The organism is Bacillus kexueae, from assembly GCF_022809095.1.
In the GTDB taxonomy this organism is placed as follows: Bacteria; Bacillota; Bacilli; order Bacillales; family Aeribacillaceae; genus Bacillus_BZ; species Bacillus_BZ kexueae.
In genome coordinates this window covers 14,145-30,669 of the sequence record NZ_JALAZE010000003.1, presented here as the reverse complement: position 1 = coordinate 30,669, position 16,525 = coordinate 14,145, and the positions used below count along the sequence as shown (strand labels likewise).

The 16,525-nt window shown below is 37.5% G+C and carries 17 protein-coding genes; 1 reads left to right on the top strand and 16 read right to left on the bottom strand.

What is annotated here, in order from left to right:
• Positions 1 to 195: 195 nt before the first annotated feature.
• The 7 genes from ML543_RS07630 to ML543_RS07600 are packed head-to-tail and all read right to left on the bottom strand — an operon-like array spanning position 196 to position 5,738.
• A complete protein-coding gene (locus ML543_RS07630) occupies positions 196 to 1,179 on the bottom strand; it encodes a biotin--[acetyl-CoA-carboxylase] ligase (RefSeq protein WP_243386621.1) in 984 nt (327 codons plus the stop codon).
• The gene (locus tag ML543_RS07625) at positions 1,149 to 2,357 is read right to left on the bottom strand and encodes a CCA tRNA nucleotidyltransferase (protein ID WP_243386619.1); all 1,209 of its coding nucleotides are present in this window, start codon (positions 2,355 to 2,357) and stop codon (positions 1,149 to 1,151) included. The genes ML543_RS07630 and ML543_RS07625 overlap by 31 nt, the downstream gene beginning before the upstream one ends.
• Complete coding sequence (bshA, locus tag ML543_RS07620; protein WP_243386618.1) at positions 2,332 to 3,495, bottom strand: N-acetyl-alpha-D-glucosaminyl L-malate synthase BshA; 1,164 nt, start codon at positions 3,493 to 3,495, stop codon at positions 2,332 to 2,334. The genes ML543_RS07625 and bshA overlap by 26 nt, the downstream gene beginning before the upstream one ends.
• Positions 3,492 to 4,214, bottom strand: a complete 723-nt coding sequence (bshB1, locus tag ML543_RS07615) for a bacillithiol biosynthesis deacetylase BshB1 (RefSeq protein ID WP_243386617.1) — start codon at positions 4,212 to 4,214, stop codon at positions 3,492 to 3,494. The genes bshA and bshB1 overlap by 4 nt, the downstream gene beginning before the upstream one ends.
• Positions 4,195 to 4,605, bottom strand: a complete 411-nt coding sequence (locus ML543_RS07610) for a methylglyoxal synthase (protein WP_243386992.1) — start codon at positions 4,603 to 4,605, stop codon at positions 4,195 to 4,197. The genes bshB1 and ML543_RS07610 overlap by 20 nt, the downstream gene beginning before the upstream one ends.
• A 13-nt stretch (positions 4,606 to 4,618) precedes the next feature.
• Entirely contained in the window at positions 4,619 to 5,401 is a 783-nt protein-coding gene (gene dapB, locus ML543_RS07605; RefSeq protein WP_243386616.1) for a 4-hydroxy-tetrahydrodipicolinate reductase, read from the bottom strand.
• A gap of 1 nt (position 5,402) precedes the next feature.
• Positions 5,403 to 5,738: a nucleotide pyrophosphohydrolase gene (locus ML543_RS07600; RefSeq protein ID WP_243386615.1), complete on the bottom strand. Its 336-nt coding sequence runs from the start codon at positions 5,736 to 5,738 to the stop codon at positions 5,403 to 5,405.
• 579 nt (positions 5,739 to 6,317) lie between these two features.
• Between ML543_RS07600 and ML543_RS07595 the strand changes: the two genes are divergently transcribed.
• The gene (locus ML543_RS07595) at positions 6,318 to 7,187 is read left to right on the top strand and encodes a YitT family protein (protein ID WP_243386614.1); all 870 of its coding nucleotides are present in this window, start codon (positions 6,318 to 6,320) and stop codon (positions 7,185 to 7,187) included.
• 412 nt (positions 7,188 to 7,599) lie between these two features.
• Here ML543_RS07595 and ypjB read toward each other — a convergent pair whose 3' ends face one another.
• The 9 genes from ypjB to ML543_RS07550 all read right to left on the bottom strand — a co-directional run bounded on the left by ypjB (position 7,600) and on the right by ML543_RS07550 (position 15,744).
• Positions 7,600 to 8,391, bottom strand: coding sequence for a sporulation protein YpjB (gene ypjB, locus ML543_RS07590; RefSeq protein WP_243386613.1), 792 nt, complete (start codon positions 8,389 to 8,391; stop codon positions 7,600 to 7,602).
• A gap of 208 nt (positions 8,392 to 8,599) precedes the next feature.
• A complete protein-coding gene (gene lhaT / locus ML543_RS07585) occupies positions 8,600 to 9,190 on the bottom strand; it encodes a lipoprotein heptaprenylglyceryl N-acetyltransferase LhaT (protein WP_243386612.1) in 591 nt (196 codons plus the stop codon).
• Between the two features lie 227 nt (positions 9,191 to 9,417).
• Positions 9,418 to 10,185, bottom strand: a complete 768-nt coding sequence (locus tag ML543_RS07580; protein WP_243386610.1) for a menaquinol-cytochrome c reductase cytochrome b/c subunit — start codon at positions 10,183 to 10,185, stop codon at positions 9,418 to 9,420.
• Between the two features lie 48 nt (positions 10,186 to 10,233).
• Positions 10,234 to 10,908 (bottom strand): menaquinol-cytochrome c reductase cytochrome b subunit, encoded by a 675-nt coding sequence (gene qcrB / locus ML543_RS07575; protein WP_243386607.1) that lies wholly within the window; start codon positions 10,906 to 10,908, stop codon positions 10,234 to 10,236.
• 3 nt (positions 10,909 to 10,911) lie between these two features.
• Positions 10,912 to 11,424: a Rieske (2Fe-2S) protein gene (locus ML543_RS07570; protein WP_243386606.1), complete on the bottom strand. Its 513-nt coding sequence runs from the start codon at positions 11,422 to 11,424 to the stop codon at positions 10,912 to 10,914.
• A gap of 142 nt (positions 11,425 to 11,566) precedes the next feature.
• Positions 11,567 to 12,010, bottom strand: coding sequence for a YpiF family protein (locus ML543_RS07565; RefSeq protein WP_243386604.1), 444 nt, complete (start codon positions 12,008 to 12,010; stop codon positions 11,567 to 11,569).
• Positions 12,011 to 12,911: 901 nt separating this feature from the next.
• Complete coding sequence (locus ML543_RS07560; RefSeq protein WP_243386602.1) at positions 12,912 to 13,454, bottom strand: ReoY family proteolytic degradation factor; 543 nt, start codon at positions 13,452 to 13,454, stop codon at positions 12,912 to 12,914.
• A gap of 80 nt (positions 13,455 to 13,534) precedes the next feature.
• Positions 13,535 to 14,806 carry a tetratricopeptide repeat protein gene (locus ML543_RS07555; protein ID WP_243386600.1) on the bottom strand — a complete coding sequence of 424 codons (1,272 nt, stop codon included), beginning with the start codon at positions 14,804 to 14,806 and terminating at the stop codon, positions 13,535 to 13,537.
• A gap of 23 nt (positions 14,807 to 14,829) precedes the next feature.
• Positions 14,830 to 15,744 carry a hypothetical protein gene (locus ML543_RS07550; protein ID WP_243386598.1) on the bottom strand — a complete coding sequence of 305 codons (915 nt, stop codon included), beginning with the start codon at positions 15,742 to 15,744 and terminating at the stop codon, positions 14,830 to 14,832.
• Positions 15,745 to 16,525: the final 781 nt, after the last annotated feature.

Genomic DNA, 16,525 nt, shown 5'->3' with positions numbered 1-16,525 from the left:
TGTTTTCGTGTATAGTTGTTTCATTCATTCAGAATATCACAACGTTATTTCTTATAGACAATCTCTACAGAGCCTACAAACAATCTGTTCTCACAAGGTGTAGTTCCTCAAATGGATACTACCCAACATTAGTATAACAGAAAATAAGGAAAGGAACATATTGAAAGCATATTGAAATAAGAAGTTCATAAAATATTATGCGTTTATTTCTATATCAGCAGAATAAATACGTTCAATTTTTCCATCTTCCGTTTCTAAAAGTAAAACTCCTTCATCGCTAATTCCGAGCGCTCGACCTGTGAGTGTTCCAGATAATGTCCGTGCTGTTATTTGTTTATTCAAGCTTATGGAATAACTTTCCCATAAAAGTTTAATCGGCTTAAACCCATGAATTAAATATTGATGATAAAGCTTTTCAAAAGATGTTAAAAACTTTTGGATGATATGCGCTCTAACAATAGGTTCTCCTTTTTCCAACTTTAACGATGTCGCGATGGATTGTAAATGTTCTGGAAAATGGTTAAGATCTTGATTCACATTAATGCCTATTCCGATAATAACCGAATGAACATGGTCAGGCTCCGCTTGTAATTCGGTTAAAATTCCAACAATTTTTTTCCCATTCATTAAAATGTCATTTGGCCATTTTATGGTAGGAGAAAGTCCGGTTTCTTCTTCAATTGCTTGAACAATCGCAACCGCAGCGAGCAACGTTAATTGAGGAGTTTGTTGGATTGGGATTTTCGGCTTTAGAATTAAGCTCATCCATATTCCCGTTTCCTTTGGTGAATGCCAGACTCTCGCCATCCGGCCACGCCCTCCAACTTGTTCTTCAGCAACAACTAACGTTCCTTCAACTGCTCCTTGAGTCGCTAGCTGTTGTGCAATCGTTTGAGTAGATTCTACACTTTCATAATGATGAATTACTTGCCCGAGTGTTTCCGTCTCTAATCCGATGCGAATTTCATTAGCTGAAATCTTTTCAGGCATTTTGATTATTTTGTATCCTTTCTTTCGAACCGCTTCGAGCTCGTATCCTTCTTTTCTCAACTCCTCAATATGCTTCCAGACAGCTGTTCTCGAGCATCCAAGTACGTCGCTAATTTTTTGACCCGAAACATAATCTCCTTTCGCTTCAGAAAAAGCTTCTAACAATTTTCTTCTAATCTCTGATTGCATGTTATGAGCCACCCCTTCAGTTCATCTTCCACGTTTTGCACAATACCATTTATTACAGCTCGTTCCATATACTCAATGATTTCTTTTACTTTCGGTCCCGGCTTTAAATTGAGTAGCTTCATTACATCTTGACCGTTCATGACAAGCTCTTTTCTATTTTTTATCGGCAAAGTTTCATAGCTTTCTTTTAGCTCCTCAAGTTTTCCTTCATCGTGATGTTTCGTTAACACTTGTCGAACCCGTTCAATTTGAATGGCATTTTCCAGTCCTGTTTGATAAAGAAGAAAAGGAGACCAATTGCTATTTAACACTTCGGTCAAAATTGAATAGGATTGAAGCACAAATCGAATAACCTTTCCTGGTAATTTCCATGCCCTTAAAAAGTCTTCAACGTCTTCTACAGCAAATACGTATGTAACTAACAGCCACACTTCATTTGATGTGTGAACGCGTATGGGGAATTGGCTCAATTCCAAAATCCGATCTTTACAATGCTCCCACTTAGGCAAATGCTTATATAACATTGTGTTTAGTAATTCTTCTAAAGAACGCGAAACGTTTGGTCCCTTCATTAATTTTTCAAATTCAACGGTTTTTCGTTCGACAGATACTTTTTCAAGCAGGTGATAGTTTTTACATATAGCTTCTTTCGTTTCAGGATGCAAAGTAAATGATAGTTGAGACATAAACCTAATAGCTCTCAACATTCGTAAGGCATCTTCATGGAAACGGTCGAAAGGATTTCCTACAGTCTGAATGCTCTTCTGCCAGATTGCTTCATTACCGCCGAAATAATCAATCAAATCCCCATCTTTTGTCATTGCCATTGCATTCATCGTAAAATCACGCCGCTTAAGGTCCTCTTTTAAAGATTTGATAAATTTTACACTTGAAGGCCTTCTAAAATCTTCATATTCTCCCTCTTGGCGGAAAGTCGTTACTTCAAAAGGAATCTCGAAATCAAGAACAATAATCGTTCCATGCTCTGCGCCCACATCGACCGTTTTTTGAAATATGGATTGAATATCAGATGGTTCAGCGGAAGTTGCTATATCCACATCACCAATTTCCCTTCCCATAGTTAAATCTCGAACAGACCCGCCAACAAAATAAGCTTCATACCCATGCGATTCCAAGCAATCAATCACCTTTTTAGCTTTGTGAAATAGTTCTTCCATAACTAACTCCCTCACCGAGTAGCTCAAAATACAAATTTTCATATTGATTGACAATCGCTTCAGAGTGAAATTTTTCAGCTACAACTTTTTTACCATTCTCAACCATCTCGTTATAAAGCGTATTATTCGACAATAGTTCAATCGCTTTTCTGCCCATTTCTTCTACGTTTCCGACTTCACAAATGAAACCAGTCTTGCCATCTTCTATTACTTCGGGAATTCCTCCAATATCAGACCCAATACAAGGAACGCCACATGCCATTGCTTCCAATAGTACTAGGCCGAAGCTTTCTTTCTCCGAAGGGAGAATCATACAATCGCTAATGGAATAAATTTCCGCTAAGTTTTCTTGTTTCCCTAAAAACAATACGTCTTCTTGTAATTGAAGACCTTTTACTAATTGTAAGACTGCCGTCATTTCCGGTCCGTCGCCAACTAATAAAAGTTTAGCTGGCATCTCTTCTCTTAGGCGTTGAAACGTTTTGACGACATCAGGAACTCGTTTAACTTTTCGAAAATTCGAGACATGTATCATTACTTTTTCGTTTTCTTTTATACCATATTGCTCTTTTAAATGATGAGCATTCCGCGGGTAATAAACGCGTTCATCGATAAAATTATAAACGGTATTAATCTGTTGATTCGGGTTAAGTAAATCATATGTTTGTTTCACAAGAGCATTTGAAACAGCGGTGACTAAATCACTCGATTCAATGCCATACTTAATAGCATTTGAAAGTGATAAATCTTGTCCTAATACCGTAATATCTGTTCCGTGCAGAGTCGTAACAATTTTAATATCACGCTTTGCCATCTGCTTGGCTAAAGAAGCACATACTGCATGTGGGACAGCGTAATGAACGTGTAAAATATCAAGTTGTTCGTTTTCAATGACGTCCGCCATTTTACTTGCTAATGCTATGTCGTATGGTGGATATTTAAACACTGAATATTGATTAACTTCTACCTCATGAAAATAAATATTGCAATACACTTTATTTAAACGAAAGGGCATACTGGAGGAAATGAAATGTATTTCATGCCCTTTTTCAGCAAGTAATTTTCCTAGTTCCGTCGCTACAATTCCAGATCCTCCAACAGAAGGGTAGCAAGTAATTCCGATTTTTAATTTTCTCATCTGTCATCACCAAATATGTCTTTATCCATTAAAAGCGGATTACGGCTCATAAACCCTTCCGCATATCGAATACCCCAGTCCTTTCCAAACAATCGTTCCCTCGATTCTACCGTTTCGATATATCCATTCGTTAAAGGGGTATCCACTGAATTATCCGTTTTAATAAACTGACTTTCATAAGCAAGTAAACTCTTACGCTTTTCTTCCATCGTATCACTGATATCCATTACAAAATGGGGACGATGAAACCCATTAATCATGTAATAATACACAGCATGGATTCGATGTCTCGGCTGTTTATCCTCGTCCTCGTATTTATGAATTCCACTCGAGAAAACAGCTTCGTCTACAAGCTTCATACAATTTCCATGATCAGGGTGTCGGTCTAATTCATATGGAGCGAACACAATCTTCGGTTGATACTTCCGAATAACGGAAACGATTTTCCGAATATACTCTTCTTTCATGAAAAGTCCTCGATCGGGTAAATGGAGATTAATCCGCTCTGATACTCCTAATATTTTAGCAGCAGCTTTCGCTTCATTTTGGCGTATTTCAACTGTGCCATTTGAGGAAAGTTCTGCGTCGGTCAAATCACAGATGATGACCGATTTTCCTTGTTTTGTATATTTTGCAATGGTGCCACCCATACCAATTTCAACATCGTCTGCATGGGCTCCAAATGCTAAAATGTCACACTTATTCTTCGTCCAAGTCATGTATAATCTCTCTCCAATTTAAATCTCCGCGTTCCAGTCCACGAATAAGCATTTCAGCTGTTCCCATATTCGTGGCAAGGGGAATACCATATACATCTGATAAACGGAGTAAAGCCGAAACATCTGGCTCATGAGGCTGTGCTGTTAATGGATCACGAAAGAAAATAACCATATCCATTTCATTATTCGCAATCATTGCACCAATCTGTTGATCTCCGCCTAATGGGCCGGATTGGAAACGATGGATAGGTAAGCCTGTCGCCTCCATAATTCTCATTCCAGTGGTACCAGTTGCGAAGAGTTCATGATGTTCAAGTACATGCTTATAAGCAATAGAAAATTGAACCATGTCATTTTTTTTCTTATCATGTGCAATCAAAGCGATTTTCATCATATGCCTCTCCTTACTCCATAATATTTTCTAAACCATATACAAGCATATCTAGCTTCATAACTGTTTCAACACATAGTTTTACTCCAGACATAAAGGATGCACGATTGTAGGAATCGTGTCGGATTTTTAACGTTTGTCCTTCTCCTCCAAACATTACTTCTTGATGAGCAACAAGGCCTGGTAATCGTACGCTATGAATTCGAATACCATCCATTTCAGCTCCGCGTGCTCCCGTCATCGTTTCTTTTTCATTCGGGTGTCCTTGCTTCTTCGATTCCCTCACTTCTGAAATCATCTCAGCTGTTTTAACACCTGTACCTGAAGGAGCATCTAGCTTTTGATCATGATGCATTTCAATAATTTCAACATCTTGAAAATACTTAGCTGCCATCTGAGCAAATTTCATCATTAATACTGCTCCTACGGCAAAGTTCGGAGCAATAATAGCACCAATTTGTTTTTCTTCAGCTAACTGTGTTAATTCTTTTAAGTCTTCTTCCGAGAAACCTGTAGTTCCAACGACAGGACGAACCCCATATTCAAGGGCGATTCGAGTATGTATTTTTCCAGACTCAGGTGTCGTCAAATCGATGAGTACATCTGGTTTTGTCTCTTGAAAACATTGCTCTATATTTGTGTATGTGTAAATATCTCGACCTTGAAATGGTTCACCATCATTCAAACGATCAATAACACCGACTAATTCAAACTGTTCTGTTTCATCTACAAGTTTTACAGCTTCTATTCCCATTCGGCCTCTAGGTCCTGCAATTACAATTCTTACTTTGCTCATTTCATTCCACCTCTTCTTTTTTCGTCCAACGATCTTTATCACGCGTTTGGAATTTGTTCATGACTAAGTCATGTGCTTGCTCCAAATCTATTTGAAGTGAGTTAGCTAAACAAATAAGTACAAATAGTAAGTCCCCTACTTCTTCTTCAATTGCTTTTTCTTTTTCGGTTTTCTTTTTTGGTTTCTCACCATAATGATGATTAATTTCACGTGCCAATTCGCCTAACTCTTCTGTTAACCGAGCAAGCATAGCTAACGGGCTAAAATATCCTTCTTTAAATTGCCCAATATAAGCATCTACTTCCTCTTGTAATTGCTTCATCGTTTTATTTGACATATCGCTCACTCCTTGTCTACTCTTCAATGTTATATAATTGCATTCCATTTGACAAATCAAAAATCTCACAAAGAGTTTAATTTGTCTGTTTGTTTTCCGACTCATTATCATCTATAATAAAGTGAAACTTCAAAATTTTACACAGTTTTCATTTTATGCAATGGCTGTTTCAATAACATTGCTTCTTTTTGCCGTGAAATAGGCGGAACTCTCATGCTCGGGACTCAACTTAGGGAAATGATCACCCGAGTTTAAGCATGCTTCGATACGAAGCCAGGAGCTATAGAAAAAAATAAAATTCTATCTACTATTCATAACACAGTTATCGTCTGAAGCGGTAGCTGTTTCTTATGTAAAAGCTTTTTTCAATTTGGTAATATAATTGGACGCTTTCCTCATGGAAGGTCTGTTTCGTTTCAGCTTGATTTTTCTAATGGCTTCTTTGACTCGTAATCTTCGACTCATGCCTGTCAATTTGAGTTGTCACCTTTCGCTTCAATTATTACATTATTTCATGACGAAAAAGCAACAATGTAAACCAAGACAGCCTATGAAAAATATTAAACTAAGGAGGTTCACATGTTACAAGTCAAAGTTAAAAATATTCTCTTCATACTACTAGGGTCTGCTATCTTTGCCTTCGGACTTGTGCATTTTAACATGCAAAATAATTTAGCTGAAGGTGGATTTACAGGTATAACACTTCTACTCTATTTTACTTTTAACATGGATCCGTCCATCACGAACTTATTATTAAATATTCCTATTTTCATTATTGGATGGAAGTTACTCGGTAGAACTACATTTATTTATACGATAATAGGCACAGTTGCTCTCTCTATTTTTTTATGGATTTTTCAAGAAAACCAATTTCATATTCCGCTAAATGAAGATATGACATTGGCGGCATTGTTTGCCGGTGTTTTCATCGGTGTTGGCCTAGGTATAATTTTTCGATATGGTGGGACGACCGGTGGAGTTGATATCATCGCACGACTCGTTCATAAATACGTTGGGTGGAGTATGGGTAAAACGATGCTCCTTTTTGATGGATGTGTCATTTTACTATCGTTAATTACTTACTTAACATATCGTGAGGCCATGTATACTCTCGTAGCAGTTTTCGTAGGAGCCCGTGTGATCGATTTAATGCAAGAAGGGGCATATGCAGCAAAAGGTGCCACAATTATTTCCGAAAAAAATGAAGCAATTGCAGATAAAATATTAAAGAACATGGACCGAGGGGTCACCATCCTAAAAGGACAAGGGTCGTTTACAAAAAAAGACCGTAACGTCTTATATTGCGTAGTAAGTAAAAACGAATTATTTAAATTAAAACAAGTTATTACGTCCGTTGATCCTCATGCATTTGTTGCGGTTAGTGATGTTCATGATGTTTTAGGGGAAGGGTTCACCCTAGATGAAAATAAAAACCCGATAGAAAGATAAACAATGGAGTATTTCATGCAAATTAATAGGCGTCTAGCAACAACAAAGTATTAGGTGGAGATTCCAGCTAATACTTTGTTGTTTCTTTTTAACAACCTCTTTTCTTTTATATAAAGATGCCGTTTTAAACACATGCTTTCCACGGGGAAGTTTGTATCATATCGGCTCCTTCTGTCTAGTGAACCGCCTTTGGACAGTTACCACCATTTTCTACAAATCCCTTCAGCATGCACATGCGGAGTAAAGTCACTCCTTTACATAGATAAAAATTACCTTGAACAGTATATTGCGTACTAAAACAACAATATTTAAGAAGAGCACTTTGACGTAACAATAAATGGAGAACCATTGTAAAAGTATGCTTTCTTATGAAAGAAAACAGTCCACCCATTTTGTATAGGGTGGACAAGATTTAATAATGTTTACTGTTTTGTTTTGAAGGGAGTTTAGATACTTCCCCTCTATACTTCCTCCAACCTGCATACGATAATGCGAGAAAGATTATACTTCCCGTTGAAATCATAACCCAAAGTAGAGACGGGTCAGCATCGTCTTGTTCTGCTTGATGAAATAAATCTTCAAGCGCCTCTTCTATAGCAACGAGTTGTTCGAACTTAGTATGCTCAGTCATATTCTCGTATAAGTTGCTCTCAATGGCAGATATGTGAGTTTCCACTCTTTTTATATGCTGCTCATTTGCATCAATCGTCAAGCTAGGATAAATCATACTATAAAGGAATCGAAAATGTCCCCACTCTTCTTCGAATGAATCGTAATCCCCACTTTCAATATTTTCTTTCAAGTTAGAAAAAGTTGTCATAATTGGCTCTTCCATCGTCCCCCATAGGGGCTGATGCTCGGATGAAAGAGCGTCCACAACTAAACGAAATTGGGTAACTGCTTTTACACGTTCCTCTGTTGGGATGGTTTCGTCCAACACTTTTTCATATGCTTTCTCTTTTGTAGAATAAATCGTTTTTAATTGGTCAGTCGTAAATTCCTCTTGAAAAAACGCTAGCTCCTCAAACTTTTGATCAAAATATGTGAGTAGTTGAGCGGTTTCTTCAAATCGATTTTGCTTGGAAAGTTGCCACGCCATATCCGATATATGATTCAGTTCATCCAATCCCTCGTTTGCTTCTCCTGTATGAGAAAATAAAAAAAACATAAAAACCGAAAGCACAATACAAAAGAGCTTTTTCATACTCGTCCCTCCCATTACTTCTAGTAATAACTATGAGAAAGTGGACAAGAGTAGACCAAAACTTTTTTGAGTGAGCCTTCCTCTAAACAGGTTACTATAAGAAAGATTTTCGATATGTATTAATCGGGGCGATAAAAGAGAGGTCGTACATTCGATCAAGGGAGGTCATGGCACTTGAATGGCCATGCGCCCTCAAATGAAAAGATTTTCAAAGTGGCCACTTTTTAGCTTTTGGTGAAAGAACAAGAAAATAAGCTATGAAGATTGAAAGGATGCTAAGCCAGAAGGTAAAATATCCGATTTGGTGCATATATTGTGTTAATACACTATATCTCGGCATCATTCCGAACACATAGTCAATAATTTCGTTATGCATTGTCCATATACTTGCTACAACAAGGTGTTTAGTGGTGAAACGATAATAGGGACTATAGAGAATTCCTTGAATAGCCATGCCTAAATGAGAACAAATGAGCATCCATCCTGCAGTAGATAAATGGCCAGTTTCAATCAAGACGAAGAAGTTCATCAACACTGCCCAAATTCCGTATTTAAACAGCGTAACAATTGCTAACGCTTCGAACCACTTGGCATTTTTCTTAAACAGAAATGCGATAAGTACAAAAACAAAAAATAAACTTGCGGTTGGACTATCTGGGACAAAGGGGAGAAAATAAGCAGGCGTCTCTTTTAACTGATATCCATACCAAATATACCCGTAAACTGTCCCTACCATATTAATCACTAGCATTATGTATAGAAATGTTTTTTGTTTAAGAACAAAGTTGATCCAATTCATAAAATACACGCTCCATCGTATTAGGTAGAAGTACGATTCATATGTCTATGGATTTTCGGAATCAAAAAGCTCACAAGACTTCCAAAAGTGATTGACAATCAATATCAATGTAATTCCACATGTTCTTATTCCTACCATGCGCTATTCGACATTTAGTATAAATGTTCCAATTTATCAATCGTTTAGAATAATAAAATTAGTAAAAAAAGCTGACAAAATGTCAGCTTTTATTTGGAAGTTACATTAGCAATAAATTCTGAAAGGACTTGTAATTCTTCATCAGTACCTTTGAAGATTCCCCCAGGCATTCCACCTTGTCCTTCTACAGCAATCTTTGCAATCTCTTCAGCTGTAAGACCAGTGTCAACTAAAGATGGAGCAGCAGCTCCTCCTTGCAATGTCTCACCGTGACAAGATAGACAGCCTTGATCAGAATAAATTTGGTATCCTTCCGATTCTGTATCAATTTCTGCTTCCGCTTGAATCTTTCCTTGCTCAGCAGCCTTTTCCCAGTCATGCTGAACAACTGATTCCCAAGTTAAATAAACAGAAGCTGCGAGCGCTAAAAGCATCATACCAACAGCAACTGGACGCTTATGAGGACGACGCTCTGGACCACGATCTAAAAACGGAGCAAATAACAGTGCACCAAAGGCTAAACCTGGCATAATAATCGCTCCAATTACTGTGTAAGGACCTGCAGCGTAGTAATACTTTAATAACTGATATAAGAATAAGAAGTACCAGTCAGGTAAAGGAATATATCCTGTATCTGTTGGGTCAGCAACACGCTCTAACGGTGATGGATGAGCGATCGTTAAACATAAATACCCAATTAAGAATACCGCACCAACCATCCACTCTTTTAATAAGAAGTTTGGCCAGAACGCTTCCGTTTTCCCTGGAAATTCAGAATAATCCTTAGGAATATTTGGCTTTCTTTCTGCGGAAACTCGCGAGTCTCCAACGAATTTCATACCTTTTCCGCGATGCATAGTTTCCCCTCCTTTATAAGGTGGTTACCGTTCGTATGATCCTACATCTTACAGAGGACCCGAAATACCTTGTTTACGAATCATTAAGAAGTGAGCAGCCATTAAACCAAATAAAGCTGCCGGTAAAAAGAATACGTGAATAGCAAAGAAACGAGCTAATGTTTGAGCACCGACAATTTCTTCATGTCCTGCTAAAAGAATTTTTACTTGAGTACCAATTAATGGTGTTGCTTCGGCAATTTGAAGACCTACTTTTGTTGCGAATAACGCTTTCATATCCCAAGGTAATAAATAACCTGTGAATCCTAAACCTAACATAACGAAGAAAATTAATACTCCGACAATCCAGTTTAACTCACGAGGTTTTTTATAAGCACCTTGGAAGAATACGCGCAATGTATGTAAGAACATCATAACGATTACAAGACTAGCTCCCCAGTGATGCATTCCGCGTACAATTTGTCCGAAAGCTACTTCGTTTTGAAGATAATAAACGGATTCCCAAGCGTTTTTAATATCCGGAACATAGTACATCGTTAAAAACATCCCCGATAACACTTGGATAACTGTTACGAAGAAAGTTAAGCCGCCAAAGCAATATACAAATGCTGAAAAATGATGAGCTGGGTTAACGTGCTCTGGTACTTCATGGTCGGCAATATCTCGCCATAAAGGCGTAATATCTAAACGCTCGTCTACCCAATCATAAATCTTGTTAAGCATTTATTACGCCTCCCCTTTTGGTTTTGCTTTACCTAAGTATAAGAAACCGTCTTTCACTTGAAGTTCATATCGATCTAACGGTGATGGAGGTGGTGTACCTTGTACATTTTGCCCATCTTTGTGATACAATCCGTTGTGACACGGACAGAAGAATTTGTTCGGGTTTGCTGGGTCACTGTTCCAGTTGACTGTACACCCTAAATGTTTACAAATTGGTGAAAGCGCTACAATGTCACCGCTTTCTGTTTTATAAACCCAAGCAGACTTTGGCTCCTCAGATTCATACCAAGCGTCTTTTTGTTTTACAGTAAAGTCAACACGTAAAGGCTCTGACGTCAAATCGTCGACTTTTACTTTCGTATTAACGAATTCCCCGCCACCTGATGGTTGTAACACAGGGTCAACAGCAAAGCGGACTAAAGGCATAAAAATCCCCGCAGCCATGAAACCGCCTACACCAGTTAGGGTATAGTTTAAAAATTGACGTCTTGACACACGGTGTTTTTTCTCGCTCATCTCTTTTTCCCCCCTCTATCTTAGGCTAGTCCCTACGGACATACGAAATACATATAAAACTAGGACATACTCATGATATATCAATCTGATACATTGGTCAATATTATCCTGACTGTAAAACATTGTAATGAAAGGGTTTTTATCATTTATTCCAAGATTGTAATAAAATGTTCAAAATTTGTTCAATTTGGTCTTGTAAAAGCTTCCGTTTTAAGTTCGTATCCATATGTTCCAGTGGTACCGTCGGGACCCAAATGATTTCATCATCCCCTTCTGTTCGCCAATTTTCATCGCTTGTGAGAAATATTACATGTTTAAAATGCGGTTTAATTGTAGCTTTCCACTTCTGTAAATGATTATCCTTATTTTCTTCTGAATTTACCAAATAGGTAATGGGTGGAAGTAATAAAATTCTCCCCTTTAATTGTCGTTCTAATTCATTAGCAAGGGTTAAAACAAACTCTCCTTTTGAAACGATTTGTTTCAGCTGATGATCAAACCCAACCGGAACTAGTGGTATAACAACAGTATCTACATAATCTTTTGATTGTAAATATTGATCAATTTCTTTTCCTTCCCATTTCACCGTCAACACTCCTAGCAATATTTCTAAACTGTTTTCATTATAATTGTTTGTAGTTAAAATTGTAAGTATTGATGTTTCACCTTCGTTCATAGGCCCTTAATTTTGAGCAGAAGGGTTAACAATGTTACTTTAACAAATTTTGAATAAGAATACTTATTATGATGATTATGGCACTTGCTTTCTACTAGGAAGAAGAAGTTACGTCGCTTCATTACACTTAGAATAATCATTGGCCTACAGTGCTTAAAGGAATCAACAAACGGATCTCGGATTTAAAAGAGAAAAAACAACAGCTCGTGAAACAAAAAGTCGCACTATCAGAAGGACGGATTGAATAACAAATGTTATTGTCTTTTCCTGGAATCGGTGAAACAACAGCTGTACTTGGAGGGATTGGTGATTTAAGACACAATTAAATACATATGTCGATATTGAATAAACGAGGAAATAAGAAACTACGAAAAATATTGTACTATGTCATGCAAACGATGATTACCTTACGTAACAAAACGAATAATCACATTGTGGATTGTTACGATAAATTAAAAAACGCAACCTCAAGGAAAGCCCCATAAAGTTGCGTCCATCGCTTGTGTGAATAAGTTCTTGAAAGTCGCATTCCACCTTATTACACACAACATAACTTATGATTACGAAACAGCATCAACCTGTTCCTAAATGGTTACTACCACTATACTTTGACCTTGTGAAAAAACGTCATTTCCTCCAGGTCTTTTTGGTATGTTCAAATATATTTATAAGAGAGTGGATATCCCCCCACATGAAAGTATTCATTTTCATCTTTAAAAAATTAGGTAAAGCTCTTGACTATAGGTAAGAAGAATGGGTGTCCCAAACTACTTTTGGGACACCCTCACTTTCTAAATGGCTGAAAATCCTTTTAAAGCTTTAACAATTGAAGTTGTTCAGTTAACTTCTGAAAAGCTTCCTTATCTTGACGGTCTAATGCTTGATCGATTTCTTTTAACAGACGCTCTTTTTGAAAAATTCGAATGGACTCTTCAAGAACCTTCTCAGCAATCACACGATCTTTTTCGTTCACGTTTAAATGACGAGGTTTAAACGGATTTTCTTCTAACACCGCTGCGTATTCAGGAGAGTTATAAGCAAGTCGGAAATTTAACTGAATAAATAGAGCTTCATCTTTGTTCAAGCGAATATCATGAAATGACTTTTCTGCATCCGTTGTCATAACGTTTTCTTTATAAAAGCGAAACGGTACTTCATCAACGCAGTGGGTGGACATGATAATTCCCCTTGGACAATATTGGGCGTGTTCAACAAAATGTACCTTCTCCATTAACGAATCGTGACTCATTAAATAATTAAGAATCCATACGCACTCTCTTCTCTTCAGCTGATAGTGATTTAAAAACCATCTGATGAAATCTTTCTTCTCATGAACAGATACAGGGGTTGTCATGCGTAATCCCTCCTCTGCTTTCTCATTTATTCCTTACTTCTTTAATTCAACAAAGACCTCTTAAAACCCTTTAATTCCTCTTACGAAAAGTTGTCTTCCAACTGCAAAATCATATCTTGAATTTCGACATTGGTGCTGTCTAACTTTGCCGCTTCTTCAAATAAGCTTTTCGCTCTTTTCCGATCCCCTTCCTCTAAAGCAAAATAGGCGAACTCTTGTAAAAAGTCGATGTCTTCTTTGAAGAAAGTATATGCACGTTCATAATGTTTTAATGCATCCGAATATTGTTCAATTCCGTTATATGCTTTTGCTAAGTTCCAATCAAATTTAGGGTCAAATTCATCGAATTTGTTTATGAGATCCGTCAATAGTTCTACCGTTTCTTCGTAACGTTCGTCTTCATTGTATACATCTGTCAGTGTTATAGCGGCTTCAATATAACCTGGATCAAGTGCTAGAGCTTCTTGCATTAATTGTTCTGCTTGCTGAACTGATTGCATCTTTAATGCAATCTTTCCTCCGTAATAATAAAGTTCCTTATTAAACTCATCATATTGGATTCCAGATTTAACAGCATCTAAGCTCTCTTTAAGCATGCCTTCATGCTCATAGCTACGCGCTAACGGCAAGTAAACTGATGTGTATTCCGGGTCCATTTCTTTTACCTTTTCTAGCTGAGTAATCGCCGTTTGGTAATATTCTGCCTGCATCGCTGTAATGCCATAACCAAAAAATGTGTGAAGATCAGCATGAGACTGAATACCTTTCTGATAATGTTCAAGCGCTTCTTCAAATTGCCCATTTAAACTTAAGCATTCAGCTAAGCGACTGTGGACATTTATATTCGTGATTTCCTCTACTTCTTTAAGTACCAGTTCATATGCGGAGATCGCTTTTTTATATTGAGCTAAATGGAAGTATAATTCTCCTAATGCAAAGTCAATAATCTTTTCATCCGGTAATAACGATTTTGCTTCTAATAATTTTTGCTCGCTCACTTCTGGTAAGCCCTGGAGTTGATATAAATCTGCGAGCAGGATGAGACTTCGAGGATAAGATGGGTGTGAAGATGGTATCGTTGATAATAACTGGATGACTTTTTCTTCTTCGTCAAGTTCCATATAAATTTCTGATAATAAAAGTGTGATATCGGCTTCCTCAGGGTATAGTAATTGTAAATCTTCAGCAATTCTTAGCGCATCTTCGACCATTCCCCATTGATAATACAAGTCTGCGATTAAAAACTTCTCTTCATCGTGCGCGCTTTTTTCTATTTTCTTTAATTGAGCAAGCCCCTCCTCCGTTCTTCCCGCTTCAACGTATTCAATGACCTTTTGTATTTCTTGATTCAAAACCGAACGACCCTTTCTTCGTTTTATTTCATTATAGATGGTATATACATTTGGAATCGCCCAGGATAAACATTTTGTATTTCTTGGCCTTGTCCAGGCTGAAAATAAAAACGCTCACCTGCTTTCATGACAATCCCATTGTGAACAATGATTTCAGGAATATGATTATCATAATCTACAATATCAATTTCTTCAACTAAATCGCTTTTATTTGCCCACCTGTAAAGATTATAAGTGACACGTGCCCCTTGGTGAATAACACCTCTCTCAGGATATAACCCAAGCTTCATTAACAAATCTTTTGATAGAGGCGTTCGCTCTTTAACAGGTTTCTCACTACTTAACAAGCGAAATCCTTGAACGGTATTTTTCCACTCCTTCTCGATTAATGAATAGTTTGAAGATGTGTTGATTTCAGGAATTAAACAAATCGGTCTTGGAAAGAGTGATTCTTTAATCCATCCCCACGGCATTTTCGTCAATTCTTCATGTGAATTTATGGTTAAAATCAAAGCAGGAATATTCCATTTTTTACAGGAACGTATGAGTGAAGGGGTTAATTTCTTAAGAGGAATGCGAATAACAAACACATAATCGATGGGGGCATTTAATAATTTTCGACGGTGCTCCTTTAATTTCACGAGCGTCTCCCGTTCATACAGAATATCAACGATATGAACGATGGTTGTACAACCACGTTCTAACATTCCGCTTGTTACCTCGCGCTTAAATTCATGGAAATTATTATGACGATGGAGGGTCTGATCAAAAAATACAAGTCCAGGAGTAAGATAATATCCTCGTCCGTCCATCCGAACAAATTTTAAATTATTTAAGGAAGGTTCAATCCTCCTGATTTCATTGTTTTCAATGAGGATGGAACAAACTTTGACTTGTTCATGCTCCCAAGTTCTAACTTGGTCTATAATATAAGGCATTTCTCCACACCCTTTTTCTAAAAAGTCTTATAAAAAGGTATGTTTGAAGTGGACAAGATATTCTTTTATTCCTTCGCAGTTTTCTTATGCGTTTTTTCTTTTACAACCATATAAAAGCATTTGTTCTCTGTAGAGGTTAACCTTTTAACTATATCTCACATTAGTTGAGTCAATTGATATAATATATCCTGAACAAGTAATGCTTTTTAGTTTTACATAAATGCAAATGCTGACGTTTTCTTTAGGAAGGGTCTGTCTAATTCCAGCTCCTAGCGTCTAGCGAACAGGCGATAAGTGGATATTTGCTCATTTTTTAGTATCTCCTTTATCTCCGTGCGGGAGAATCTGTAATTTCTACGCCACTGGATGGACGCCGCAGTCTTCTCAACTTACAAGCTCGTCTACGGGGTCTTAGGCTCAAGCTATTCCCACCAAAGTCGCCGACTTTCGCTCCTAGAATTTAATCAGTTCATGACAAAAAAGCAACAATGAATATACCTTAATAAAAAAAGCGCAAAGCGCAAGTCCTTAGGCGAAGGGCGCTGGAGGACCTGCGAGGAGGCTTCCGTCGTCACAGCAGGGTCGAAGCGACTCGAGCTGATAGCGCTTTGCGCTAGACACCAAAAAAACTGTAAAGAGAATACTTTAACACTTTATTGAACTTAAACTTTCTGTAACAATAAAAGGAAGACCGTAAGAGTGCAGTCAAACGAACACTCTTACGGTCATTTTTTTCATTCCGCTTACCGACTATCTCACATTGTCTGGTCCTCCACCTTAT

Coding starts and splice junctions, on each gene's coding strand:
- dapB (WP_243386616.1), bottom strand. CDS start 5,401: ATGAGCAAAGTAAGAATTGTAATTGCAGGACCTAGAGGCCGAATGGGA.
- ML543_RS07560 (WP_243386602.1), bottom strand. CDS start 13,454: ATGACAACCCCTGTATCTGTTCATGAGAAGAAAGATTTCATCAGATGG.
- ML543_RS07630 (WP_243386621.1), bottom strand. CDS start 1,179: ATGCAATCAGAGATTAGAAGAAAATTGTTAGAAGCTTTTTCTGAAGCG.
- ML543_RS07600 (WP_243386615.1), bottom strand. CDS start 5,738: ATGTCAAATAAAACGATGAAGCAATTACAAGAGGAAGTAGATGCTTAT.
- lhaT (WP_243386612.1), bottom strand. CDS start 9,190: ATGAATTGGATCAACTTTGTTCTTAAACAAAAAACATTTCTATACATA.
- qcrB (WP_243386607.1), bottom strand. CDS start 10,908: ATGCTTAACAAGATTTATGATTGGGTAGACGAGCGTTTAGATATTACG.
- ML543_RS07595 (WP_243386614.1), top strand. CDS start 6,318: ATGTTACAAGTCAAAGTTAAAAATATTCTCTTCATACTACTAGGGTCT.
- ML543_RS07550 (WP_243386598.1), bottom strand. CDS start 15,744: ATGCCTTATATTATAGACCAAGTTAGAACTTGGGAGCATGAACAAGTC.
- bshA (WP_243386618.1), bottom strand. CDS start 3,495: ATGAGAAAATTAAAAATCGGAATTACTTGCTACCCTTCTGTTGGAGGA.
- ypjB (WP_243386613.1), bottom strand. CDS start 8,391: ATGAAAAAGCTCTTTTGTATTGTGCTTTCGGTTTTTATGTTTTTTTTA.
- ML543_RS07570 (WP_243386606.1), bottom strand. CDS start 11,424: ATGAGCGAGAAAAAACACCGTGTGTCAAGACGTCAATTTTTAAACTAT.
- ML543_RS07625 (WP_243386619.1), bottom strand. CDS start 2,357: ATGGAAGAACTATTTCACAAAGCTAAAAAGGTGATTGATTGCTTGGAA.
- ML543_RS07610 (WP_243386992.1), bottom strand. CDS start 4,605: ATGAAAATCGCTTTGATTGCACATGATAAGAAAAAAAATGACATGGTT.
- ML543_RS07580 (WP_243386610.1), bottom strand. CDS start 10,185: ATGCATCGCGGAAAAGGTATGAAATTCGTTGGAGACTCGCGAGTTTCC.
- bshB1 (WP_243386617.1), bottom strand. CDS start 4,214: ATGACTTGGACGAAGAATAAGTGTGACATTTTAGCATTTGGAGCCCAT.